Origin of the sequence: Dasania marina DSM 21967, from assembly GCF_000373485.1 — a bacterium.
Classification (GTDB): Bacteria; Pseudomonadota; Gammaproteobacteria; order Pseudomonadales; family Dasaniaceae; genus Dasania; species Dasania marina.
The window spans coordinates 391,080-410,167 of the sequence record NZ_KB891575.1 but is presented as its reverse complement, the minus strand read 5'-3'; the positions used below and the strand labels follow the sequence as shown (position 1 = coordinate 410,167).

The window sequence follows — 19,088 nt, the reverse complement described above, 5'->3', positions numbered from 1 at the left end:
ATGGGTAAAAAGTATTTTATTGCCGGCACCGATACCGACGCGGGTAAAACCTTAGTCGCCACCGGCCTGTTAGAGGCGGCCAATCAGCAGGGTTTAACCACCTTGGCGATAAAGCCGGTAGCAGCGGGTTGCGAGCAAACCGCAGAAGGTTTGCGTAATAGTGACGCGCTATTGTTACAGCAAGCTATGTCGCAGAAGCTACCCTATGAGCAGGTTAACCCCGTTGCACTGGAGCCTGCCATCGCCCCTCATATCGCCGCCGCGCAGTTGGGCAAGTCGTTGCGCGTGACCCAGCTAGCGGGTTATTGCCGCGGGGTGATGATGCAGCCTAGTGATTTTTTATTGATAGAAGGCGCTGGTGGCTGGCGCGTGCCCCTCAACCGCACAGAAACGCTGGCGGGGCTGGCCAAGGAACTCAACACAGCAGTGATTTTGGTAGTGGGTATGAAACTGGGTTGTATCAATCACGCTCTGTTAACTATAGAGGCGATACAGCGCGACGGCCTGCCGCTAGCGGGCTGGGTGGCCAATAGGATAGATCCTAATATGAGCTGTTATGCCGAAAATTTTGCGACCTTGGTGGATTTAATCCCCGCGCCCTGCTTGGGTGAAGTGCCACATTTGGCGGAAGCTAATGGCAAAGAGGCTTCGCGGTATATGGATATTGCCTCGCTGCTATAGTCTTTCTGCTACTGTCTAAGAACTGCATACGGCTAATTACTTGTTTTATATAGCTATAATGTCTTGCCCTAAAGCGGCTGTGGGTAGATAGCGGTGGCGTTTTTAGCGATAGTTTGCTTAAATTGTGTACGCGTTGGCTGGTGCAGTTGTTGTCCAGGCTTATAGTTCCTGAGCAGTTATTGAAACGCCTTAGGGGCTAAACGCTATAGGTTCTATTAGGCTATAGTCCTATTAGATAGATTCTAGGTGGAGTGGTTATGAATTCCGTATTATCAACAGGTTTATCCGGTATACAAGCCGGTCAAAACAGCGCCCAGAGCGCAGCCCAAAAAATTGCCAGTGCCACGGTGACGACTCCTACTGATAGTGAAGCGGTAGATGCGGTTAATGAGGCGCCTCAGTTCTCTACCCGGCCTGCTAATAGCGGCTTGGATGCGCTAACCGAAGGCGTTGTGCAGTTAGTGCGAAGCGAGCAGCAGGTGCAGGCCTCAGCGGCGGTAGTGCGTACTGCAGACGAAACCTTAGGTACGTTAATTGATACCCTAGCTTAGTTTTGCAGGTATCCTAATGGCGACATTACATCACCATGATTACCAGCATAGGTGCTAACAATTTTTCCTTACACGCCAGCACGGTGTCAGCATTTACCAGTACTGGGCGTGAAGCCGTAGGTTTAGAAAACCTAGAGGCCAAAGACGATCTACTGGCCCCCATAGAAGAATCCCCCAAAAACCAACAAGCCTTAAACGACGAGCAAGAAGATGGTATCGATAGTGATGGCCGCAACCAAGAGCGGCAATCTGATGCTGAGCCTGGCTCAGATCAAGACAGCTCAGATCAAAGCGGCTTAGACGATAGCGAGCTGGCGCAATTGCGTGAGCTTAGATCCAGAGATGCCGAAGTCAGAGCCCATGAAGCCGCCCATGCTGGCGTGGGTGGGCAATATGCCGGCGCGCCCTCATATAGTTATGAAACAGGCCCCAATGGCGTGAAGTATGCGGTGGGGGGGGAAGTTTCTATTTCTTTACCTGCCAATTCCGATAACCCACAGCAAACCTTGCAAGCCGCCGATCAGGTACAGCGGGCAGCGCTGGCCCCCGCAGACCCTTCTGGGCAGGATAGGCAGGTAGCGGCTAGCGCGGCTAGGCTGGCAATATCGGCTAGGGCCGAGCTTAGGGCGCAGCAAACGGAAGAAAGACGTTTAACGGCCGCCGAAAGAGCTGAGACTAAAAGTGAGAGTGAATTAAAAGAAGCGCAGCGTAAAAACCGTATAGAGTCGGTGCGTAGCAGTAACTTTTTGAGTAGCAATTTATCCACCCCAGAGAATGTGTCTGGGGTTAACAGCCCTGGCCAGTTACTAGACCAAACGGCCTAGCGGTTTTAACATCTGAGCAGCCCCGCCTAAGCGGGGTTTTTTTATTGCTGTGATTAAGCCGTGTGCTTAGTGGGTGAATTTGCGATAATGGATTCCTCACAGCCGCTTTAGCAAGAGACAGCGATGACTAATAAACGTGAATTATCCCCCGAAGATCAACAGAAGGTTGATCAGTTTCTCCAGCGTGGTGTCAACTCGGTAACGCGCAAACCTTTTAAGCCTTTGAAGTTATTGGCCATTTTATTGCTGATGGTGACTGGCCTGAGTGTGTTCAGTTTGCTACTGGCAAAAGCGGCAGGTCTATAGGGATTTATACCGCCGCTGTTCAAAATATCGACTCAATCACGTTAAGCGCTAGCCACTAGGCACGGTGTCACATTTGCTACTAACACAAGTTGTTAGGGTCGCTGATCTCTATAAACTTTAGCCCAGTAGTCACAGTGGTTGGAGTTTGTTATGCGTATTGTCTGTTTATTAGTCATGTTAATGTTGTCGTCTCATCAGGCTATGGCAGCCAAAGGGGGTAAAAGCGGTGAAAAAGGGGGTAAGGACAGAGCCGCGCCTTCTATAGAGGTTCCTGCGGGTCTGACGGTTGAGGCCGAATCGGCCGCTGGTGCGGTAGTTACTTATACGGTGACCGTTAGCGATAATAAGGACGACCAGCCCAGTTATTCATGCAGTCCTGCATCAGGGGCATTATTTCCATTGGCCACGACTATAGTCACTTGCACGGCCGCAGATAGCAGGGGTAACCAAAGCCAGGCTAGCTTTGCGGTGAATGTGCTGGATAGCCAACCGCCACTATTAAACTTACCGGACACTATACAGCTGGAAACAGAAGCAGCGACGTCTGTGGCCGTGGATTTTCAGGTGTCTGCCAGTGACTTGGTGGATGGCAATACAGCCGTGGCCTGTATGCCATTATCGGGCAGTTTGTTTAGTGTAGGTGAGAGCACGGTGCAGTGTAATAGCGTGGACCAAGCCGGCAATACGGTTACGGCCAGTTTTTTAGTGCTAGTTAATAGCGTAGAGTTAGAGCCAGACAATCCTAGCTGGCAGCCTAGTACCATTACCGTAAACTGGCAGCCCCCGGCTACTCGAGCTGATGGTTCGCCACTGCCGATTACCGAGCTGGGTGGTTATGATCTTTATATCGTGGCTGAAACAAGTGGCAGCGATCGTGTGGTCAATATTGCCAATCCGACAGAAAATAGCTATGTCTACAACCCAGAAGTTGCCGATACCTATCACTTCTCTATAGCCTCTTACGATAGCAATGGGATAAGCAGCGTATTGTCTAATACGGTGTCAGTAGTTATAGAATAAGCTTTGGTTTAATCCTGTCAGCAAGCCTATTAATTATCACTAATTGATAGGCTTGGTGATGTATAATCGCCCCCATTATTGAGAGACTATTGGGTGAATTATATGAGGGCTATATGGGCATAGACGCTATACGTCGCGATTACTTGCAAGGGGGCTTGCTCCGCAAAGACCTCAGCGACAATCCTTTTGATCAGTTTTCCCTGTGGTTGCAGCAGGCGGTTGACGCTGAGCTGCAGGACCCTACCGCTATGACGGTGGCAACCGTGAATAGCGAGGGCCAGCCGTCCCAGCGTATCGTGTTGCTAAAAGATGTGTCTGACGCAGGCTTTGTGTTTTATACCAATTTTGGCAGCCGTAAAGCGCAGGATTTGGCGCAGAACAATCGTATTAGCCTACATTTTCCTTGGCATACCTTGGAGCGACAGGTAAAAATCTGCGGTGTGGCCCATAAAGTGTCGGCGGCGCAAGCGGCCAAATATTTTTTATCCCGCCCCGCTGAAAGCCAGTTGGCCGCCTGGGCTTCCCATCAAAGCCGGCCAGTATCCACCCGCAATTTATTAATGCAGCAATTTGCCGCTATGAAAGCCAAATTTGCTGACGGCCATATTCCATTGCCCGACTTTTGGGGAGGCTATTGCGTAGTGCCCCAGCAAATAGAGTTTTGGCAGGGAGGTGCCAGTCGCTTGCACGACCGCTTTCAGTACACCCGGCAGGCTGATGGCCCTTGGTCTATAGAGCGCCTAGCACCTTAACCTAGCGCCCTAAGTGCCGTGCTACTCATGCATTTAGCTCAAGCCCGCTCAAATGCGCTGGTAGCTGTGTTAAAATTGCCCCCATTCATTTCTGTTGATTAGTAGAGTTTTCTTTGTATGCCGATTTATAAGTACGATTTGTTAGTGATAGGCTCGGGTCCTGCGGGCGAAGGGGCTGCGATTACTGCGGCCAAGGCCGGTATGAAGGTAGGCGTGGTGGAAAGCTATAGCATGGTGGGGGGCAACTGCACCCACAAAGGGACTATTCCTTCCAAATCCCTGCGTCATGTGGTCAAGCAAATCATACGTTTTAACAGTAACCCCTTGTTTCACCGTGCAGGCAAAGCCTTATGGCCTAGCTATCCCGAGGTGCTAAAGCAGGCCGAGCAAGTGATACCGCGGCAAGTCGATATGCGCTCAGAGTTTTATGTGCATAACCGCATACACCTGCACATAGGCCTGGCGAGTTTTGAAGATGCTAACACCGTCAATGTTAAAACCGGTGAAGGCGCGGTAGAAAAAATCACCGCCGATAAAATAGTTATTGCCACCGGCTCACGACCCTACAATCCGCAAAATGTAGACTTTAGTCATGATCGGGTTTACGACAGTGATAGTATTTTAACCATGCGGCACACACCACAAACGCTGATTATTTACGGTGCAGGTGTCATTGGTTGTGAGTATGCCTCTATATTTTCTGGTTTGGGGGTGAAGGTAGATTTGATCAACAGTCGCGATCGCCTGCTGTCGTTTTTGGATGATGAAATATCGGACGCGCTCAGCTATCACTTGCGCGTGGGTGGCGTTACTGTGCGTCACGGTGAAGAGTATAAAGCCGTAGAGGCCACCGACGATGGCGTGACTATGGTGATGGAGTCGGGCAAGCGCATACACGCCGATGCTTTGCTGTGGTGTAATGGCCGCACCGGTAATACCGATACCTTGGCTCTAGAAGCCATAGGTGTAGAGGCGGATCACCGTGGCCAGCTAGCAGTTAATGAGCGTTATGAAACTGCGTTAGATAATATTTTTGCTATAGGTGATGTGGTGGGGTGGCCTAGTTTGGCTAGTGCCTCTTATGATCAAGGACGCTCAGTGGCTAGGTATATCTGTGGTGAGAATAGCCGCTTTATTACCGAGGCTCCTACCGGTATTTATACGCTGCCTGAAATTAGCTCCATAGGTAAAACTGAAAGCGAACTCACCGCCGCGAAAGTACCTTATGAAGTGGGTAGAGCCTTCTTCAAAGATACCGCCAGAGCACAAATTTCGGGTGAAAGCGTGGGTATGTTGAAAATACTCTTCCACGCCGATAGCCTGCAAATATTAGGCATACATTGTTTTGGTGCTGAAGCCTCAGAGATTATTCATATAGGCCAGGCCGTGATGAGCCAAGAAGGTGAGGCTAATAGTTTAAAATATTTTGTGAGAACCACATTCAATTACCCCACTATGGCCGAAGCCTATAGGGTGGCGGCTCTAGATGGTTTGCATAGAGTGAATCGTTTTTAAAAGAATACGGCGGCATTAGTAGCATAGGTTAACCGCGTACTAATGCCCGCTTTACCCCTTATCTATCATTCTTTATTACTATGGTGCTGTTTCTCGGCGCCATAAACATCTAAGTACTACGCGTAAAACCTCTATGAAAAATACCGCTATGCAATCCCCTACTTCATGGGCGTTTTTAAGGCGCTTACAATTTTTAGAATCCAGCCAGTGGTTTCAGGGCTTGGTGATATTTATTATTGTGCTGTCGGCGTTAATGATAGGGGCTAAAACCTATGATATTCCACCTATGGCCGAGCAAGCGCTGTGGGTGCTGGATTGGGCAGTGACAGTATTTTTTTTGATAGAGCTTTGCTTGCGTTTTGCGGTGTGTGAAAACAAAAAGCGTTTTTTCTTTGATGGTTGGAATGTGTTTGACACCTTGGTGGTGATGGGGAGTCTAGTGCCGCTGGAAAATGCCGATGCGGTGTTAGTGGGCAGATTACTGCGAGTGTTTAGGGTGTTGCGCTTGGTGTCGGTGGTGCCAGAGCTGCGGTTTTTAATTAACTCCTTATTAAAAGCTATTCCACGCATGGGCTATATAGCCTTGTTAATGTTTATTATTTTTTATATTTACGCGGCGATAGGCTCGTTGATGTTTCAAAATATCAATCCCGTGTTATGGGATGATGTTAGCATTTCTATGCTTACGCTATTTAGGATAGCGACTTTTGAAGACTGGACCGACGTGATGTATGAAACCATGGCGGTTTATCCCATTAGTTGGCTGTATTATTTAACCTTTATATTTTTAACCGCATTTGTGTTTTTAAATATGATGGTAGGCACTATTTTAGAAGTGATGAGCGCCGAACAAAATAGCAAGGATGTGGCGCAGGCGCATAAAGAGCGTGAGGATATGGCGGATAAAATCGCTGTTATGAAAACGCAATTAGACGTGATAGAAAGTTTGTTAAAAAATAAGCGCTAACTGTCGAAAAAATTATCAGGTTTAATTTAGCGGCGTAACTACTTTTTTATGCATATGAAAGATAAAATTTGTGATGGCTGTCACAGGAAATAAGTGTGAACATAAATAATAATAACAGCAGTGCTTTATATCACAAAAAGATATTAAATATTGGTGAAAGGGGTTTTATAACTGTCGAGTATCTTTACGCTAATGTAACTCGTTTAATGCTAAGTATTTGTTTTTTATTGTGAATGATTAGAGTGGTCTATTTTTTGCTCTGTTTACACTCCGAGCCAGCAATGAGGGTGTATTGTTCTGGCAAAATAGAGTTTAAAGGAGATCAATAAAATGAAACTTTCTAAGTTGGCTGTGGCGGTATTCGCGTCTACAGCATTACCGGTAATGGCTACAGCTATTACCACAGATATCATCGCTGTCGTTGATGAGTCAGGGTCCATGTCGGGTGAGCATGCCTGGCTAAGCGGCATGATAAGTTCACTAGATACGGCACTGGCGGCAGCTGCGGGCGTCGACCCATTTAGTGCTCAATATGGATTAACAGGTTTTGGTGGTACCTCGGGTAGCGGTGGTGTTCATTATGCTGGCCATGAGCATACAGTCGGTGGTGGTAGCTTGGGGACTGCTGCAGAGTTTGGTACTGCTACGGGCACTTTGGTATTAACCGGCGGTACTGAGGATGGTTACTCGGGTATAGATACTGCACTGGGCTATACCACGCAGGCCAACTCAATTAGAAACCTTATCTTGGTCACCGATGAAGATAGAGACACTGTCGATGGTGGACTATCTTATGCTTCTATAGCTGCCGGCCTTGCTAGTGACAAGGCTTTATTGAATGCGGTGATTAACTCCAGTATTTATTGTGGTGATAATACTACCGCTTTGGGTATGGATAGTACTGGCACCGGCTATAAGGCCGATGGTGCTGGTGGCTTTACAACTTGTGCTAGCGCCTATGGTAGTAATATTGGTAGTAATTTGAGCTGGGATCATTATGGCGCATTAGCTTTGGGCACTGGTGGTGCAGCTTGGGATTTAACTCAATTACGCGCAGGTGGTTTAACCGCTGATTCATTTACGGCGGCCTTCGTCAATATCAAGGTGAAAGAAACTATTACTAGGAATGTGCCTGAGCCCGGTAGTTTAGGTCTATTGAGTTTGGGTTTAGCGAGTTTAGCTTGGAGCCGTAAAAAAGCGAAAGCCTAATATTGACTATTATGAGTAGCGAATCTATCAAACCCGGGCCTAGCTCGGGTTTTTTGTTTTGAACCTAACGAGTAGTAAGCGTTATTATCATCTATAGTGAATAACAACTTACTAGGTGATAACCGTAAATTATGGAAAGCAGTGAAAAATTAGCGTTAATTGCGCAATTCTCCCCCTTTAATCGTTTAGATCATGAGCTGTTTGAGCATGTGGCGATTTATATTGATATAGAAAAAGCGGCCAAGGGCACTGTTTTATTTGATGTTGGTGATATCGATATTGATGAATATTATTTGGTGCAGGGAGAGATAGCCCTAGCGGCAAAAGATGGCCGTGAAAACGTTTTAAAGGCTGGCGAAGGTAGGGCGCAGTTACCCATAGCACGGCTGCGCCCCAGAATGTATAAGGCTATCGCGGCCAGTGATATTTTGTATTTTTCCCTGAGCAAGTCAGTATTAGATGAATTGCAGCGCGGCATGAACAGTGAAACCGGCGGTTTTGTGGTGGGAGATATGAAGTCGCAGGCTGGGGAAGATGGCCGCATCTTATTGCACGAGTTTCAGCAGGAATTGGCCTCGGGGCGTTTTGTGTTGCCCAGCTTGCCAGAGACCGCCTTAAAAATTCGTGAAAAAGCCGATGATAAAGACAGTAACTTGGCCGATATAGCGGCGCTGGTTAATACCGACCCAGCCATTGCTGCCAAACTATTAAAAACAGCTAACAGCCCGCTGTACCGAGGTGTATCCCCCTGCAGTAATACCCAAGCAGCGATATCGCGTTTAGGGATTATTACCACCAAGCAATTGGTAACCAGCTTTGCAGTCTTGTCACTGTTTAAGTCCGACTCCCATGCCGCCATAGAACGCATGGAGCGGTTGTGGCGACAAAGCATAGAGGTCGCGGCATTCAGCTATGTATTGGCTAAGCATTTACCTATTTTTAACGAAGATGAGGCCATGCTGGCCGGTGTATTACATCGCATCGGTGAGCTAGTGATTATCAGCTTTGCGGATAACTTTTATGACTTGAGCACCGATCAGCAGCATTTAGATACGGTGATTATGCTGCTCAGTGGTCATATCGGCGGCATGGTATTAGAGAAGTGGGATTTTGCGCCAGAGCTGGTGGCGGTGGCTAGAGAGTATGGTGATTGGTTGCGCCACAGCGAAGGCGAGGATGATTTGGATTACTGCGGCTTGGTGCAAGTGGCCTCCCTCTACGCTACCCAGAGCGGTGGCAGCATGCCTGCCGCCGATGAAGACTCGTCGATACCGGCGTTTCAGAAAATAGCGCTAAGCCCCGAGCAAACCCATCAAATCTTTCAGGAAGGCGAGGAGCAGCTAGCTGAGATTAGAGCGCTATTAAACGGAGGCTAATGGAATACGAGTTATGTGCTGGTTGCTATGGCCTGCACATAACTCATTAAGCCACTTAAAAGCGCAGCGATAAACAACTTAAGCCGCCATCCACTTTGCGAAACTCTGAGACATCTACCGCCAAGGTTTTATAGCCTTGATCCTCAATCAGCTGTTGGGTTTTGGGGTAGCCCGCAGGCACCAATACCGTATCATTCACCCATACCGAATTAGCCGCATAGCTCTCGCTGGGGTCTACCTCTAGTAAGGTGTATTGTTGAAATTCTGGTTTGGTTAAAAATTCCCCGCAGGCTAACAGATTATTATTTTCCAAATACCCTAAGCCGGTTTTTAAGTGCAACACTTCTGATAGCGTCACCACCGAGCCACTATGGCCGTGCTTTACTAAGTGGGCAATCATTTGCTGCGCGCCTTGCTCGTTAGTTCTGGCTGATAGGCCTATGTAGTAGTGGTTACCCACCATCATAATATCGCCCGCTTCTACTGTGCCCGGTGCCTCTATGGTTTCTATAGCTTGATAAAAACTGGGTATATGCCTAGCCATATCAACCACTTCACCTTGGCGGCTGGCTGCGCCGGGGTTGGTGATAATGGCGCAGTTAGGGGTGCACAGAGCGGCGTCTTCTACAAAGCAGGAGTCGGGGAAGTCATTGTCAGCGGGTAATACCGTTACCGCTAAGCCGCATTGCTCTAGCGCCTCTATATAGCGCTGATGCTGTTGCAGGGCGAGCTGATAATCGGGCTGGCCTAGGCTGGCGGTGCTAATGCCGGCAATTAAATTAGGGCAAGGGGTTCTGACTATGGCGTGACTAAACATATAAAAAATACCTAAAAGCTAAGGGTTAGAAGTTGGGTGAGAAGAAGAGTGAGAAAGAGAGTGTAAGTGTTGCTGAATTTGCCGTATATGCTCTGGCCCCATACGACAGCAGCCGCCTATGATAGCGGCACCACTATGCTGCCAGCTGGCAGCCGCCAGCCCGCACTCCATAGGGGTGGAGGTGCCGTGCCAGCTATTATCACTGGCCTGATAGTGTTCGCCAGAGTTGGGGTAGACCACTATCGCTAGCTGCGAGCCAGTCTGTTCAATAACCTGCTTAATGCAGCTAATCAGTTCATTAATATACAAGGGCGATGTGCAGTTAACCCCTATGGCTCTTACCGTGGGGTGTTGGGCAAATAAGCGCGCGCAGTCTGCTATGGGGCTGCCGTCGTTTAAGTGCTGGCCATCTTTACAGGAGAATGAGATCCAGGCCGGCGTTTGGCATTGTGCTAGCAGCTCATGCAAAACCTTAGCCTCTTGTAAGCTGGGTATGGTCTCGCAGGCTAAAACATCGGCGCCGCTGTGGTCTAACCACTGTAAGCGCTGCTGGTGAAAAGCCACTAAGGCCGCGTCATTAACCCCGTAATCACCGGTATATTCCGAGCCGTCGCCCAGCGGTGCGCCATAAGGCCCAACACTGGCGGCGACTAATAGCGGGTGAGTACTATCGGGGTGTTGAGCGAAATAGGCATCGCGGGCATCAATGGCCAAACGTACTGATGACAGTATTAAATCCTGTGCCTGCTCGGCGTCTAACCCCAGCCCCATAAAACCTTTGAGTGTGGCTTGATAGCTGGCGCTAATGGCGCAGTTGGCGCCGGCTTCATAATAGGCGCGGTGAGCATCAGTAATGGCCTGAGGATGATTGCGTAATAATTCTGCCGACCACAGCGCAGAGTTAAGGTTATAGCCCTGCGCTTCTAGTTCAGTGGCTAAGCCGCCATCCAGAATTATAGGCTGGCCGCTAGTCAGTAATTGATCAAAAGTGGTATCAGGCATGGTCATCACCGCTAGGCTATAGGCGTTAATAATATAGCTCGAAAAAGATAGCCGCCAAGTTTATGCAAGTTTGCTAACGCTGTCCTGATAAAGCTTGTAAAAAAATCGTTACAATTCCCTCGGCGGCAAGGTCGATGATTTTTTATATAGGGTAGCGCTCTAACATGGGCCCTAAGGCTTGCTTGAGTGGTTGCAGATGGGCCTCATAATTGCGCCATTGCTCTAGGCCTTCTTTGAATATGGGCTGTCGCACTTGCTCAGAGCTGGGGGTACGTATGGCTCTATCAGTTTCATAAAAGCGCAGGCATTGTTCTTCGAAAGGCAGTCCGCAATAAGCTAATAAGCGGCGAATTTGTGTTTCAGAATCCGCTACCATATCTTCGTATTGCACACGTAATACCCGGCCGGGTAATACTTTTTCCCAGTGGTCCATCACATTAACGTAGTTGCGATAGTAGTGGCCTAGGTCTTCCAGTTTATACGTGAAGGTTTGGCCCTGAGCAAATAATTGCTTGTAACTGGCAAAGCAGCCGGCCATGGGGTGACGTCGGGCATCAATAATTTTTGCATTGGGTAAAATTAAATGAATTAAACCTATGTGCATAAAATTATTGGGCATTTTGTCGATAAAGTAAAGCGTATCGTTGCGCTGTATTTGGGTGCTTTTTAAATAGCTTTCACCTAAGGCTTTAAACTGCTCGGGTGCTAGCTCCGCCAATACCTCTGGATATAATCCCGCCGGTTTGTTTTTAAGCTTGCCTGCTAGCCTGCGCGCCATTGCAATAATATCGGGCAGCTCAGCGGTGCCTTCTACTTGCGAGTGGCTGGCCAGTATTTGCTCTAGCAAGGTTGAGCCCGCGCGCGGGAGGCCGACAATAAAAATAGGGTCTTTGGCGGAGCAGCCCAGCCCTTTACGCTGTTCAAAAAAGGGCTGCGTGCAGCTGTGAATTTGCCTAACGGCATTGTGCATATTTTTTTCGGGGCTGTAGGGGTGGCCTATGCTGCGTATATTATTGCCGCGTTGGTAAAATTTAAAGGATTCATTAAAGTCTTTTTTATCTTCTAAGGCTTTGCCTAAGGCGAAAGCTAGGTGGCTTTGATCTTCGGCATTACCGCCTTCTTCGGTGACCTGTTCGCGCATAGTTGCTATATCGTCATCGGTAAACCTAAAGGTTTTTAAATTGGCTAGGCTCCAATACACCTCGCCTAGCGCTGGCCTAAGGGTGATGACTTTTCGGTAAGCGGCAACGGCTTCATCCACTCGCCCTAGGGTTTTTAATATATGGCCATAGCTGAGCTGCGCTTTGGCCTGATGGGGGTATTGCTTAAACACCTGCTCGTATATGGGCAGCGCCGCCAAGTGCTCGCCCATGCGCACCAAAATGGTAGCTTTTAATAGTAGGTAGTTGGCGTTGTTAGGTTCTATGGCTAATAAGGTTTCGGCCTCGGTTAAGGCCTGCTCTAACTTTTGGCTGCGCATTAATACCGAGGCGTAGTTTTGTCTGGCTAAATGAAAATCGGGGGCTAACTGCAAGCAGCGCTCTAGTAGTAACTTGGCGTCGTCAAAGCGGTTTAGCCTAGTGCCCAAATCCGCCAGCATACGTATGGCAGATACATCGCCAGGGTCTTTTTTTAACACCTCGCGTATTAGGGTTTCGGCTTTGAATAACTCGCTCTGCAGTAAGTGTTCGGCAGCGGTAATCAACTCAGGGTGTTTTTGGGCGCTGGCGGGCAGGGCGGGTTCGCTCTCGATAAGCTTATCGAGAGTGGGTGCGTCGGTATTATTGGTTGCGGTGCTCATGGTGCTTCCTGTTTTATTATTGTGATGCGCTCAGGCAATTATAAGTATCCCTTACTAAAGGTGGCGGGTGCAAAGTTATCTTTGTGGCGTAGTCTGTTTAGATATTAAGCTGTTTGTTGAGAAATGGGTGGTTAAAAAGTGAACGGAGGTGGGAAGGGGGAGGGGAAAGGGGGGGATGAATAAGCAAGGCGCACTATTTGGGCGCCTTGCTTAGGTGATTGTGGGGGCTTAAAACTCTTGCGAGAATCTAATCCCTATAGTGCGCGGTTGATTGGTTGTAATCAGCGCCTGAGCGCCGCAGGTTGTCGTGGCACATTGTGAATACTTTGATAGCTCAGCTCTTTCATCAAAAGCATTCTTGATGTACAGCTCAACGGCAAAATTTTCATTTTTAATACCCGCTGATAGATCGGTAATGGTATATGAGTCCATAGGGCCCAATATTTCTGATTCTACTTTAAGTAGGTCAGACTCGCGTTCCCCTTCATAAACAACAGCTGCCTGTAAGTGGCTATCGAAACCACCAGCAACAAAGGTATAGCGCGCGGTGAGATTACCTTTAACTTCGGCAGTAATAGGCAGCTGATCACCATCTTCTGCTTGTGGGACTGCGCAGTTCGTTATGGGATTACCTTGGGCGTCAGTAGTGCCGCAGTATACATCAGTCAGCTGTGCGTCATAAAATGCGATGCCAGCTGTTAATGTAAAGTTGTTAGTGGCAGCAAATTCAGCGTCCATTTCTAAGCCGATTATCTCTGCTTGGTTAGCATTTTTTATTTCTGTTAAACCGTTGGCTCCAAGAAAAGAAAACTGAAAGTCATCCCATTCTTCTTTGAATATGGCACCATTAAATTTAAGCCTGCTATCCATCCATGTGGTTTTCCAGCCGAACTCGTAATTGGTAAGAAAGTCGGATACGTATGGAGGCAAGGTTCCTCGTCGGTTGATGCCACCAGGGCGGTAGCCCTCAGAGAAGGTGCCGTATATCATTTTGTCATCGTCGATTTGGTAAGTTAAATTGAATCGTTTGATGTTGTCACTTTCATCGGTTTTTTTATCTAAATTTAAACAAGGCGCACCGCCTACGGATTCATCTGAAAAACATGCCGCCACACCTGTTCGGGAGCTAAAGTTCTCAGCATAGCCAAAGAAGCCACGTAGGCTATTATCAGACTCAAAGAATCGTGCACCAGCAGTGGCGGTTAGCTTATCATTAATGGCATAGCTCACTTCGCCGAATATGGCCTTATCTTTATCGGTACGGCTTTGGCTAGTTAGCCAAATAGTATCTTCCCAGCCAGGTACTTCGTTAATATCTGCAAGGTCATCCACTATATAGCGTTGGGTAATGTCATGTTTTTGCTCTTGCCAAAATAAGCCCACTACATAGCTGAGTTTATCCTCTTGAGGCGACGATAATCGTAGCTCATGGCTTTCTTTTTGATAGCCATCATTGCCTTGAATATATTGGGAGGGGTCTATGTAGTCGCTGGCGTTATCATAAAAGTATACGCCGTAGCCATAGAGTGAGTCATACCAAAAAGCATAATCTTGATAATCTAATTCGCTATCAACTTCTCTATCTAAATATGATCCTGCATAGACTAAATCAAAATTGCCAATGACACCTTCCACCGTTAACGCTGCTTGCGTCCACTCATCCTCTGTAGACTCTTTAGCGCTGTGCGCTATTTTATCAACGCCTATAGTGTCGTCATAGGCAAATGTTCCTTCTGTATCTTGTTTTTGAGTCATCACGGCGGGGGTGACGGTCCAGTTGTCATTTAGGTCAATTTTTAAAGCAAGCCTAGCACCTGTGGTGTCAGCGGTATTGTAGTTGTCCTCAATAGCTGAGCTGTTGTCTATAGCAATTCCTGATGTAGGATAAACACGTGTTGACCTTACGTTATCGATAAAACCTGCATCATGTTTATCCCAGGCAACAATACGCACAGCTGCCTTATCAGAGAGAGGAATGTTAACAAATCCTTCAAGGACATGGCCGGTGTCATCATTGTCGACGCGGTTGCCCTCAATGGCATACCCTGCACTAAATTCAGTGACATCAGGTTTGTTAGTTATGATACGGATAGTGCCTGCTTGCGAGCTGGCACCATATAACGTGCCTTGCGGGCCAGCTAAGGCTTCTACTCTAGCAACATCATAAATATGTATATCTAAGGCGCCTTGTATAGTGGTAATAGGCTGCTCATCTAAATACATACCTACACTGGGTTGGGATCCAGAATGGTTGCCGTCACCACCACTTGCAACGCCGCGCATATAAACTTGGGCAAATCCGGGCGATATGGAAGTGTATGAGACGCTGGGAAGCATTTTGGCGAAGTCATCAAAATCGGTAATGTTTAAACGTTTTAATGTTTCAGTGCCTAATGCATTAATGCTGATAGGAACGTCTTGCAAATTTTGCGATCGTTTCTGCGCGGTTACCATGACTTCTTCTAAGGCCGGTCGTTTGGCCTCATCAATAGCCATTGCTAATGGGCTTAGCGTGAATATTGTCATCGCTAATGGCATGGTTATATATTGCCTTGTCCTTTTGTTATAGGTATTAGTCGTATTTGAAAAGTTCATGTGTGTCCCCTTTGATTATATTTTGTCTGTCGTGATGTTTAACGCCTTATTATTTTTTAATATACATTTTCTTCTATTCAAGCAGTTGTACTTGGTTTGTTAAGTATTAATGATTGTGTTCTTAGGGTTGGTTAGTTAAAGGTTGGGGTTTCTGGATATGTGTCTGCTACATTTCCAAGAGTCTGTTTTAAGTCATCTAGCCAAGGTTCATAATTACGCCATTGGTTTACTCCTTCTTTGTAAATGGGTGATCTAACTTGTTCTGAGCTAGGTGTTCTTACCGGTCTTTCATTTTCAAAAAAACGCAGGCATTGTTCTTCAAATGGTAGCCCGCAATATGCTAATAAACGCCTGATTTCCAGTTCTGTATTTTCCACCATGTTTTCATAAAATACGCGATGAATACGGTCGGGTAATACTTGATCAAAATGAGCCATAAGATTGACGTAGTCTGAATAGTATTGCCCTATATCTTTTAAGTTATAACTAAAGCTTTGGCCGCGGGCAAAATGTTGTTTGTACCCTGAAAAGCAGCAGGACATAGGGTGTCTTCTTGCGTCAATAATTTTGGCATTAGGTAGCATCATATGTATGAGGCCTATATGGGTGAAATTATTAGGCATTTTGTCTATGAAATAGGGCTTGTCACTTTTGCGCTGTATTTTTGTCCGTTCTAAATATTTTTCGCCAAGGTTGTGTAGTTCACTAGCATTAAGTGATAGTAGTGTTTCATGGTAGTTGGATTCAGGCATGGATGAGTTTTTTCTAATCTCTGTTGCAATATTTATAACCTCTGGCAGTTCCATGGTTCCTTCTACCAGAGAGTGAGATGATAAAATCTGCTCTAATAGTGTAGATCCAGCTCTTGGCATGCCTATGATAAAAATAGGATCGTTAGCGGGGAATCCTAGTCCTTTTTTATCTCTAAAAATTTGCTTTGTATAAATATCTTTTGATCTTAGAGTTTTTACTGATGTTGCTTTCCTGTTATGCGCGATACTTTTTTTTCTGATTGAGTTTGCATTGTGGTAATGATCAAACGATTCTTTAAAGTTTTTTGAATCTTCGTAAGCCTTTCCTAGCGCGAACTCAAAATGATAACGGTCGTGGTCGCTGAGATCGACGTTCTCTAAGTGTGCCAGCATGGTGTTGGTCTCATGCTCGGTGAAGCGAAAGGTTTTTAAATTAGCTAGGCTCCAATAAGCTTCGCCATATTTAGGTGTTAGCTCTATGCATTTTTTATACGAGTCTATGCTTTTTTTCTGGTTACCGGCTGCTTTTAGGGCATGGCCGTAGCTATGCCATATCTTTGCTTGTTTAGGGTAATCACTGAGAAGTTTCTCGTAAATTTTTACGGCTTCATCGTAGTCGCCAATGCGACTTAATACTACAGCGCGCAAATTCCTATTGCCCGGGTATAGTTTATCCTCAGCCATTAAGGTATCAAGCTGTTCTATAGATTCATTAAGCTTATTATTTCTATACAGAACTAGTGCGTAGTTCTGTCGTGCGGCGGTAAAACCGGGTGATAACTCTAGGCATCTGAAAAGGAGTTGCTCCGCATCACCTGAGCGACCTACTCTTGACGCGATTTCTGCTAGCATCCTAATTGCCACAACGTCCGTTGGCGATTGTGCCAAATGCTTGCGCAGTAGAGCTTCTGCTTCGGGTATGTGTTGGCCGTATAATGCGGCCGCCGCTTGCATGAGAGCAGGGTTATTAGTCGATGTTTTGACGTGGTTTTTATAGGCTGAATCGGCAGCCTCGGACTCGCCTATAGTATGCAGATGATCACCAAGCATGCGCCACGCTTCAGTATGCTTAGGGTTAAGGGATAGCGTGTGTTTTAGTGCTGCTATTGCGTCTAAGCCAAGACCCGATTCTGCTAGGGATAGGGCGTAGTGGTAGTGAACCTCTGCACTATAGGGCTGAGATTTAGCTAGGCTGGTTAAGATTATATGTGCTTGCTCGTGCTCGCCACATTTACGCAGGCCTATGGCTAAAAGTAATAGCGCGTGCGGGTGGTTTGGGCTTGCTGCAAGTATTTCATTTGCTTGCTCTATGGCTTTTTTGGGAGCTAAGTCCAAGAGTTTTTTGGTATGAGATAAAGCTAAGTCAACAGAGCTAATAGCTTGAGAGCTAGAGTTCATCGGGTCTCCATATTATTTTCATGTATACACAATGGATGATAGACCATTACGGATATAGTTCTAGTTCAATGTTATCGCTGTGTTAAGTGAGGGCTTGTATACAGGGGGAGGCATGGTGTGCTATTTACAATTCCTTACCTGCCATTAACATTTTTTGGCTTGTCTATTTAGCTATAGAGGTTACAGTGCTGCTTCAATCATGTTGTATTTTTATTATCCAGTGGTTTTAGCCTACTTATTTTAAGCTAAGCTTCGATAGGTACTGCTCATGTAATGTTCAGGTACTCCCCGAAGCCAGCCCTGTGATGATCTGTTGATGGAGTTAAAAATGTCTAACCGTTACCGCGATACCGCCCAGTTGATCCAGCAAACTGCGCCCTTGGATTCAATGTATTGTTTATCAACTGAGGCACTAGCTAGGCAGGCTAAGCGTTTTTTAGAGGGCTTCCCCGGTGTCATCGCCTATGCGGTTAAGGCCAATCCTACCCCAGAGCTAGTGAAAGAACTGGCCGCCAATGGCGTGGGTACCTACGATGTAGCCTCTATAGCCGAGATAGCCTTGGTGCGCGGTATTATGCCTGAAGCCAACTTACTGTATGACAACCCCATCAAGGCGCGCTCTGAAATTGAGCTGGCCTATAATGAATACGCTGTACGCAGTTTTTGTTTTGACGACGAGTTAGAGTTTGAAAAGCTGCGCTCAGTGATTGGTGACGATAGCAATGTAGAGCTAACGCTGCGCTTTAAAATCCCAAGCAACAACGCCAAGTACGACTTGAGCGCCAAGTTTGGCGCCGGCGAAGAAGAGGCCATACGCCTGCTACAAAAAGTACAGGCGGCGGGTTATCGCTGCGGCTTAACCTTCCACCCGGGTTCACAGTGTGCCAAGACTGGCTCTTATAGCGACTATATAGTCACTGCAGCGAGTATTGTTAAGCGTTCAGGCGTAGCAATAGAAACTTTAAACGTAGGAGGTGGTTTCCCCAGCCGTTATATCGGTGAGCAGCTGCCTAATTTAGAAGAGTTTTTCGCGACCATAGGGCAGTCCTTTAACGAGCATTTTGATAGCAGCAGCTGCACCTTGGTGTGCGAGCCTGGCCGTGCGCTGGTAGACTCTAGTGTTTCGCTAGTTACCCGCGTTAAGCACAGACGTGCGGATAACACCGTTTTTCTAAACGACGGCATATACGGCGGCTTTATGGAGCAGCTGTTCTCTCCCATTGTTCACCCTGTACGGGTATTTAGAAATGGTGAAGAGCATAGTGGTAGTGAGCAGCCCTTCACGGTTTGGGGCCCTACCTGTGACTCGCTAGATAAGTTTGCTCACCAGCCACTATTGCCCGCTGATGTAGCTGAAGGCGACTGGATAGAGTTTGGCTTAATGGGCGGCTATGGCTCTTCTACGGCTACTGAGTTTAATGGCTTTACCTCTAACCGCTACGTTTATGTAGAGAAGGGCTTCCCCTATAAAGCGGAAACCTTACTATAGGCTTTATTGCTAAGCCTAAAAACCCAGCCCCGT

16 protein-coding genes are annotated in these 19,088 nt (G+C 47.0%); 11 read left to right on the top strand and 5 right to left on the bottom strand.

The genetic code is table 11. The features are described 5' to 3' along the window. The 10 genes from bioD to B067_RS0101780 all read left to right on the top strand — a co-directional run bounded on the left by bioD (position 1) and on the right by B067_RS0101780 (position 9,201). Positions 1-681: a dethiobiotin synthase gene (gene bioD / locus B067_RS0101825; RefSeq protein ID WP_019528341.1), complete on the top strand. Its 681-nt coding sequence runs from the start codon at positions 1-3 to the stop codon at positions 679-681. Between the two features lie 257 nt (positions 682-938). Then, a complete protein-coding gene (locus B067_RS0101820; protein WP_035801324.1) occupies positions 939-1,232 on the top strand; it encodes a hypothetical protein in 294 nt (97 codons plus the stop codon). 35 nt (positions 1,233-1,267) lie between these two features. After that, positions 1,268-2,056 carry a putative metalloprotease CJM1_0395 family protein gene (locus tag B067_RS19410; RefSeq protein WP_019528339.1) on the top strand — a complete coding sequence of 263 codons (789 nt, stop codon included), beginning with the start codon at positions 1,268-1,270 and terminating at the stop codon, positions 2,054-2,056. A 123-nt stretch (positions 2,057-2,179) separates the two neighbouring features. Then, on the top strand, positions 2,180-2,362 hold the full coding sequence (locus B067_RS0101810) for a DUF3094 family protein (protein WP_019528338.1): 183 nt from the start codon (positions 2,180-2,182) through the stop codon (positions 2,360-2,362). Positions 2,363-2,512: 150 nt separating this feature from the next. Then, positions 2,513-3,382 carry an HYR domain-containing protein gene (locus B067_RS0101805; protein WP_019528337.1) on the top strand — a complete coding sequence of 290 codons (870 nt, stop codon included), beginning with the start codon at positions 2,513-2,515 and terminating at the stop codon, positions 3,380-3,382. 113 nt (positions 3,383-3,495) lie between these two features. After that, positions 3,496-4,134, top strand: a complete 639-nt coding sequence (gene pdxH / locus B067_RS0101800) for a pyridoxamine 5'-phosphate oxidase (RefSeq protein ID WP_020700264.1) — start codon at positions 3,496-3,498, stop codon at positions 4,132-4,134. A gap of 117 nt (positions 4,135-4,251) precedes the next feature. After that, positions 4,252-5,649 (top strand): Si-specific NAD(P)(+) transhydrogenase, encoded by a 1,398-nt coding sequence (sthA, locus tag B067_RS0101795; protein WP_019528335.1) that lies wholly within the window; start codon positions 4,252-4,254, stop codon positions 5,647-5,649. A gap of 133 nt (positions 5,650-5,782) precedes the next feature. Next, on the top strand, positions 5,783-6,616 hold the full coding sequence (locus tag B067_RS0101790; RefSeq protein ID WP_019528334.1) for an ion transporter: 834 nt from the start codon (positions 5,783-5,785) through the stop codon (positions 6,614-6,616). Between the two features lie 330 nt (positions 6,617-6,946). Next, entirely contained in the window at positions 6,947-7,825 is an 879-nt protein-coding gene (locus B067_RS0101785; protein WP_026244342.1) for a PEP-CTERM sorting domain-containing protein, read from the top strand. 131 nt (positions 7,826-7,956) lie between these two features. Further along, on the top strand, positions 7,957-9,201 hold the full coding sequence (locus tag B067_RS0101780) for an HDOD domain-containing protein (RefSeq protein WP_019528332.1): 1,245 nt from the start codon (positions 7,957-7,959) through the stop codon (positions 9,199-9,201). 55 nt (positions 9,202-9,256) lie between these two features. On the opposite strand, the gene B067_RS0101775 is transcribed toward B067_RS0101780, so the two are convergent. From B067_RS0101775 to B067_RS0101755, 5 genes are all read right to left on the bottom strand, one after another. After that, positions 9,257-10,018 (bottom strand): dimethylarginine dimethylaminohydrolase family protein, encoded by a 762-nt coding sequence (locus B067_RS0101775; protein WP_019528331.1) that lies wholly within the window; start codon positions 10,016-10,018, stop codon positions 9,257-9,259. Positions 10,019-10,036: 18 nt separating this feature from the next. Then, a complete protein-coding gene (gene mmuM, locus B067_RS0101770; protein WP_156820723.1) occupies positions 10,037-11,020 on the bottom strand; it encodes a homocysteine S-methyltransferase in 984 nt (327 codons plus the stop codon). Between the two features lie 142 nt (positions 11,021-11,162). Further along, positions 11,163-12,821: a tetratricopeptide repeat-containing sulfotransferase family protein gene (locus tag B067_RS0101765; RefSeq protein ID WP_019528329.1), complete on the bottom strand. Its 1,659-nt coding sequence runs from the start codon at positions 12,819-12,821 to the stop codon at positions 11,163-11,165. A 228-nt stretch (positions 12,822-13,049) separates the two neighbouring features. Continuing rightward, positions 13,050-15,416 (bottom strand): TonB-dependent receptor, encoded by a 2,367-nt coding sequence (locus B067_RS0101760; RefSeq protein WP_205619931.1) that lies wholly within the window; start codon positions 15,414-15,416, stop codon positions 13,050-13,052. A gap of 131 nt (positions 15,417-15,547) precedes the next feature. After that, positions 15,548-17,566, bottom strand: coding sequence for a tetratricopeptide repeat-containing sulfotransferase family protein (locus tag B067_RS0101755; RefSeq protein WP_019528327.1), 2,019 nt, complete (start codon positions 17,564-17,566; stop codon positions 15,548-15,550). Positions 17,567-17,894: 328 nt separating this feature from the next. On the opposite strand from B067_RS0101755, the gene B067_RS19405 reads away from it, so the two are divergent. Beyond that, on the top strand, positions 17,895-19,055 hold the full coding sequence (locus tag B067_RS19405) for a type III PLP-dependent enzyme (protein ID WP_169335533.1): 1,161 nt from the start codon (positions 17,895-17,897) through the stop codon (positions 19,053-19,055). The last annotated feature ends 33 nt before the right edge of the window (positions 19,056-19,088 follow it).

Bases quoted from the DNA above. Each gene is read 5' to 3' on its own strand.
- B067_RS0101810 (WP_019528338.1), top strand. From the start codon at position 2,180: ATGACTAATAAACGTGAATTATCCCCCGAAGATCAACAGAAGGTTGAT.
- B067_RS0101785 (WP_026244342.1), top strand. From the start codon at position 6,947: ATGAAACTTTCTAAGTTGGCTGTGGCGGTATTCGCGTCTACAGCATTA.
- pdxH (WP_020700264.1), top strand. From the start codon at position 3,496: ATGGGCATAGACGCTATACGTCGCGATTACTTGCAAGGGGGCTTGCTC.
- B067_RS0101760 (WP_205619931.1), bottom strand. From the start codon at position 15,416: ATGAACTTTTCAAATACGACTAATACCTATAACAAAAGGACAAGGCAA.
- B067_RS0101805 (WP_019528337.1), top strand. From the start codon at position 2,513: ATGCGTATTGTCTGTTTATTAGTCATGTTAATGTTGTCGTCTCATCAG.
- B067_RS19405 (WP_169335533.1), top strand. From the start codon at position 17,895: ATGTCTAACCGTTACCGCGATACCGCCCAGTTGATCCAGCAAACTGCG.
- B067_RS0101775 (WP_019528331.1), bottom strand. From the start codon at position 10,018: ATGTTTAGTCACGCCATAGTCAGAACCCCTTGCCCTAATTTAATTGCC.
- B067_RS19410 (WP_019528339.1), top strand. From the start codon at position 1,268: ATGATTACCAGCATAGGTGCTAACAATTTTTCCTTACACGCCAGCACG.
- mmuM (WP_156820723.1), bottom strand. From the start codon at position 11,020: ATGCCTGATACCACTTTTGATCAATTACTGACTAGCGGCCAGCCTATA.
- B067_RS0101820 (WP_035801324.1), top strand. From the start codon at position 939: ATGAATTCCGTATTATCAACAGGTTTATCCGGTATACAAGCCGGTCAA.
- B067_RS0101765 (WP_019528329.1), bottom strand. From the start codon at position 12,821: ATGAGCACCGCAACCAATAATACCGACGCACCCACTCTCGATAAGCTT.
- B067_RS0101780 (WP_019528332.1), top strand. From the start codon at position 7,957: ATGGAAAGCAGTGAAAAATTAGCGTTAATTGCGCAATTCTCCCCCTTT.
- bioD (WP_019528341.1), top strand. From the start codon at position 1: ATGGGTAAAAAGTATTTTATTGCCGGCACCGATACCGACGCGGGTAAA.
- sthA (WP_019528335.1), top strand. From the start codon at position 4,252: ATGCCGATTTATAAGTACGATTTGTTAGTGATAGGCTCGGGTCCTGCG.
- B067_RS0101790 (WP_019528334.1), top strand. From the start codon at position 5,783: ATGAAAAATACCGCTATGCAATCCCCTACTTCATGGGCGTTTTTAAGG.
- B067_RS0101755 (WP_019528327.1), bottom strand. From the start codon at position 17,566: ATGAACTCTAGCTCTCAAGCTATTAGCTCTGTTGACTTAGCTTTATCT.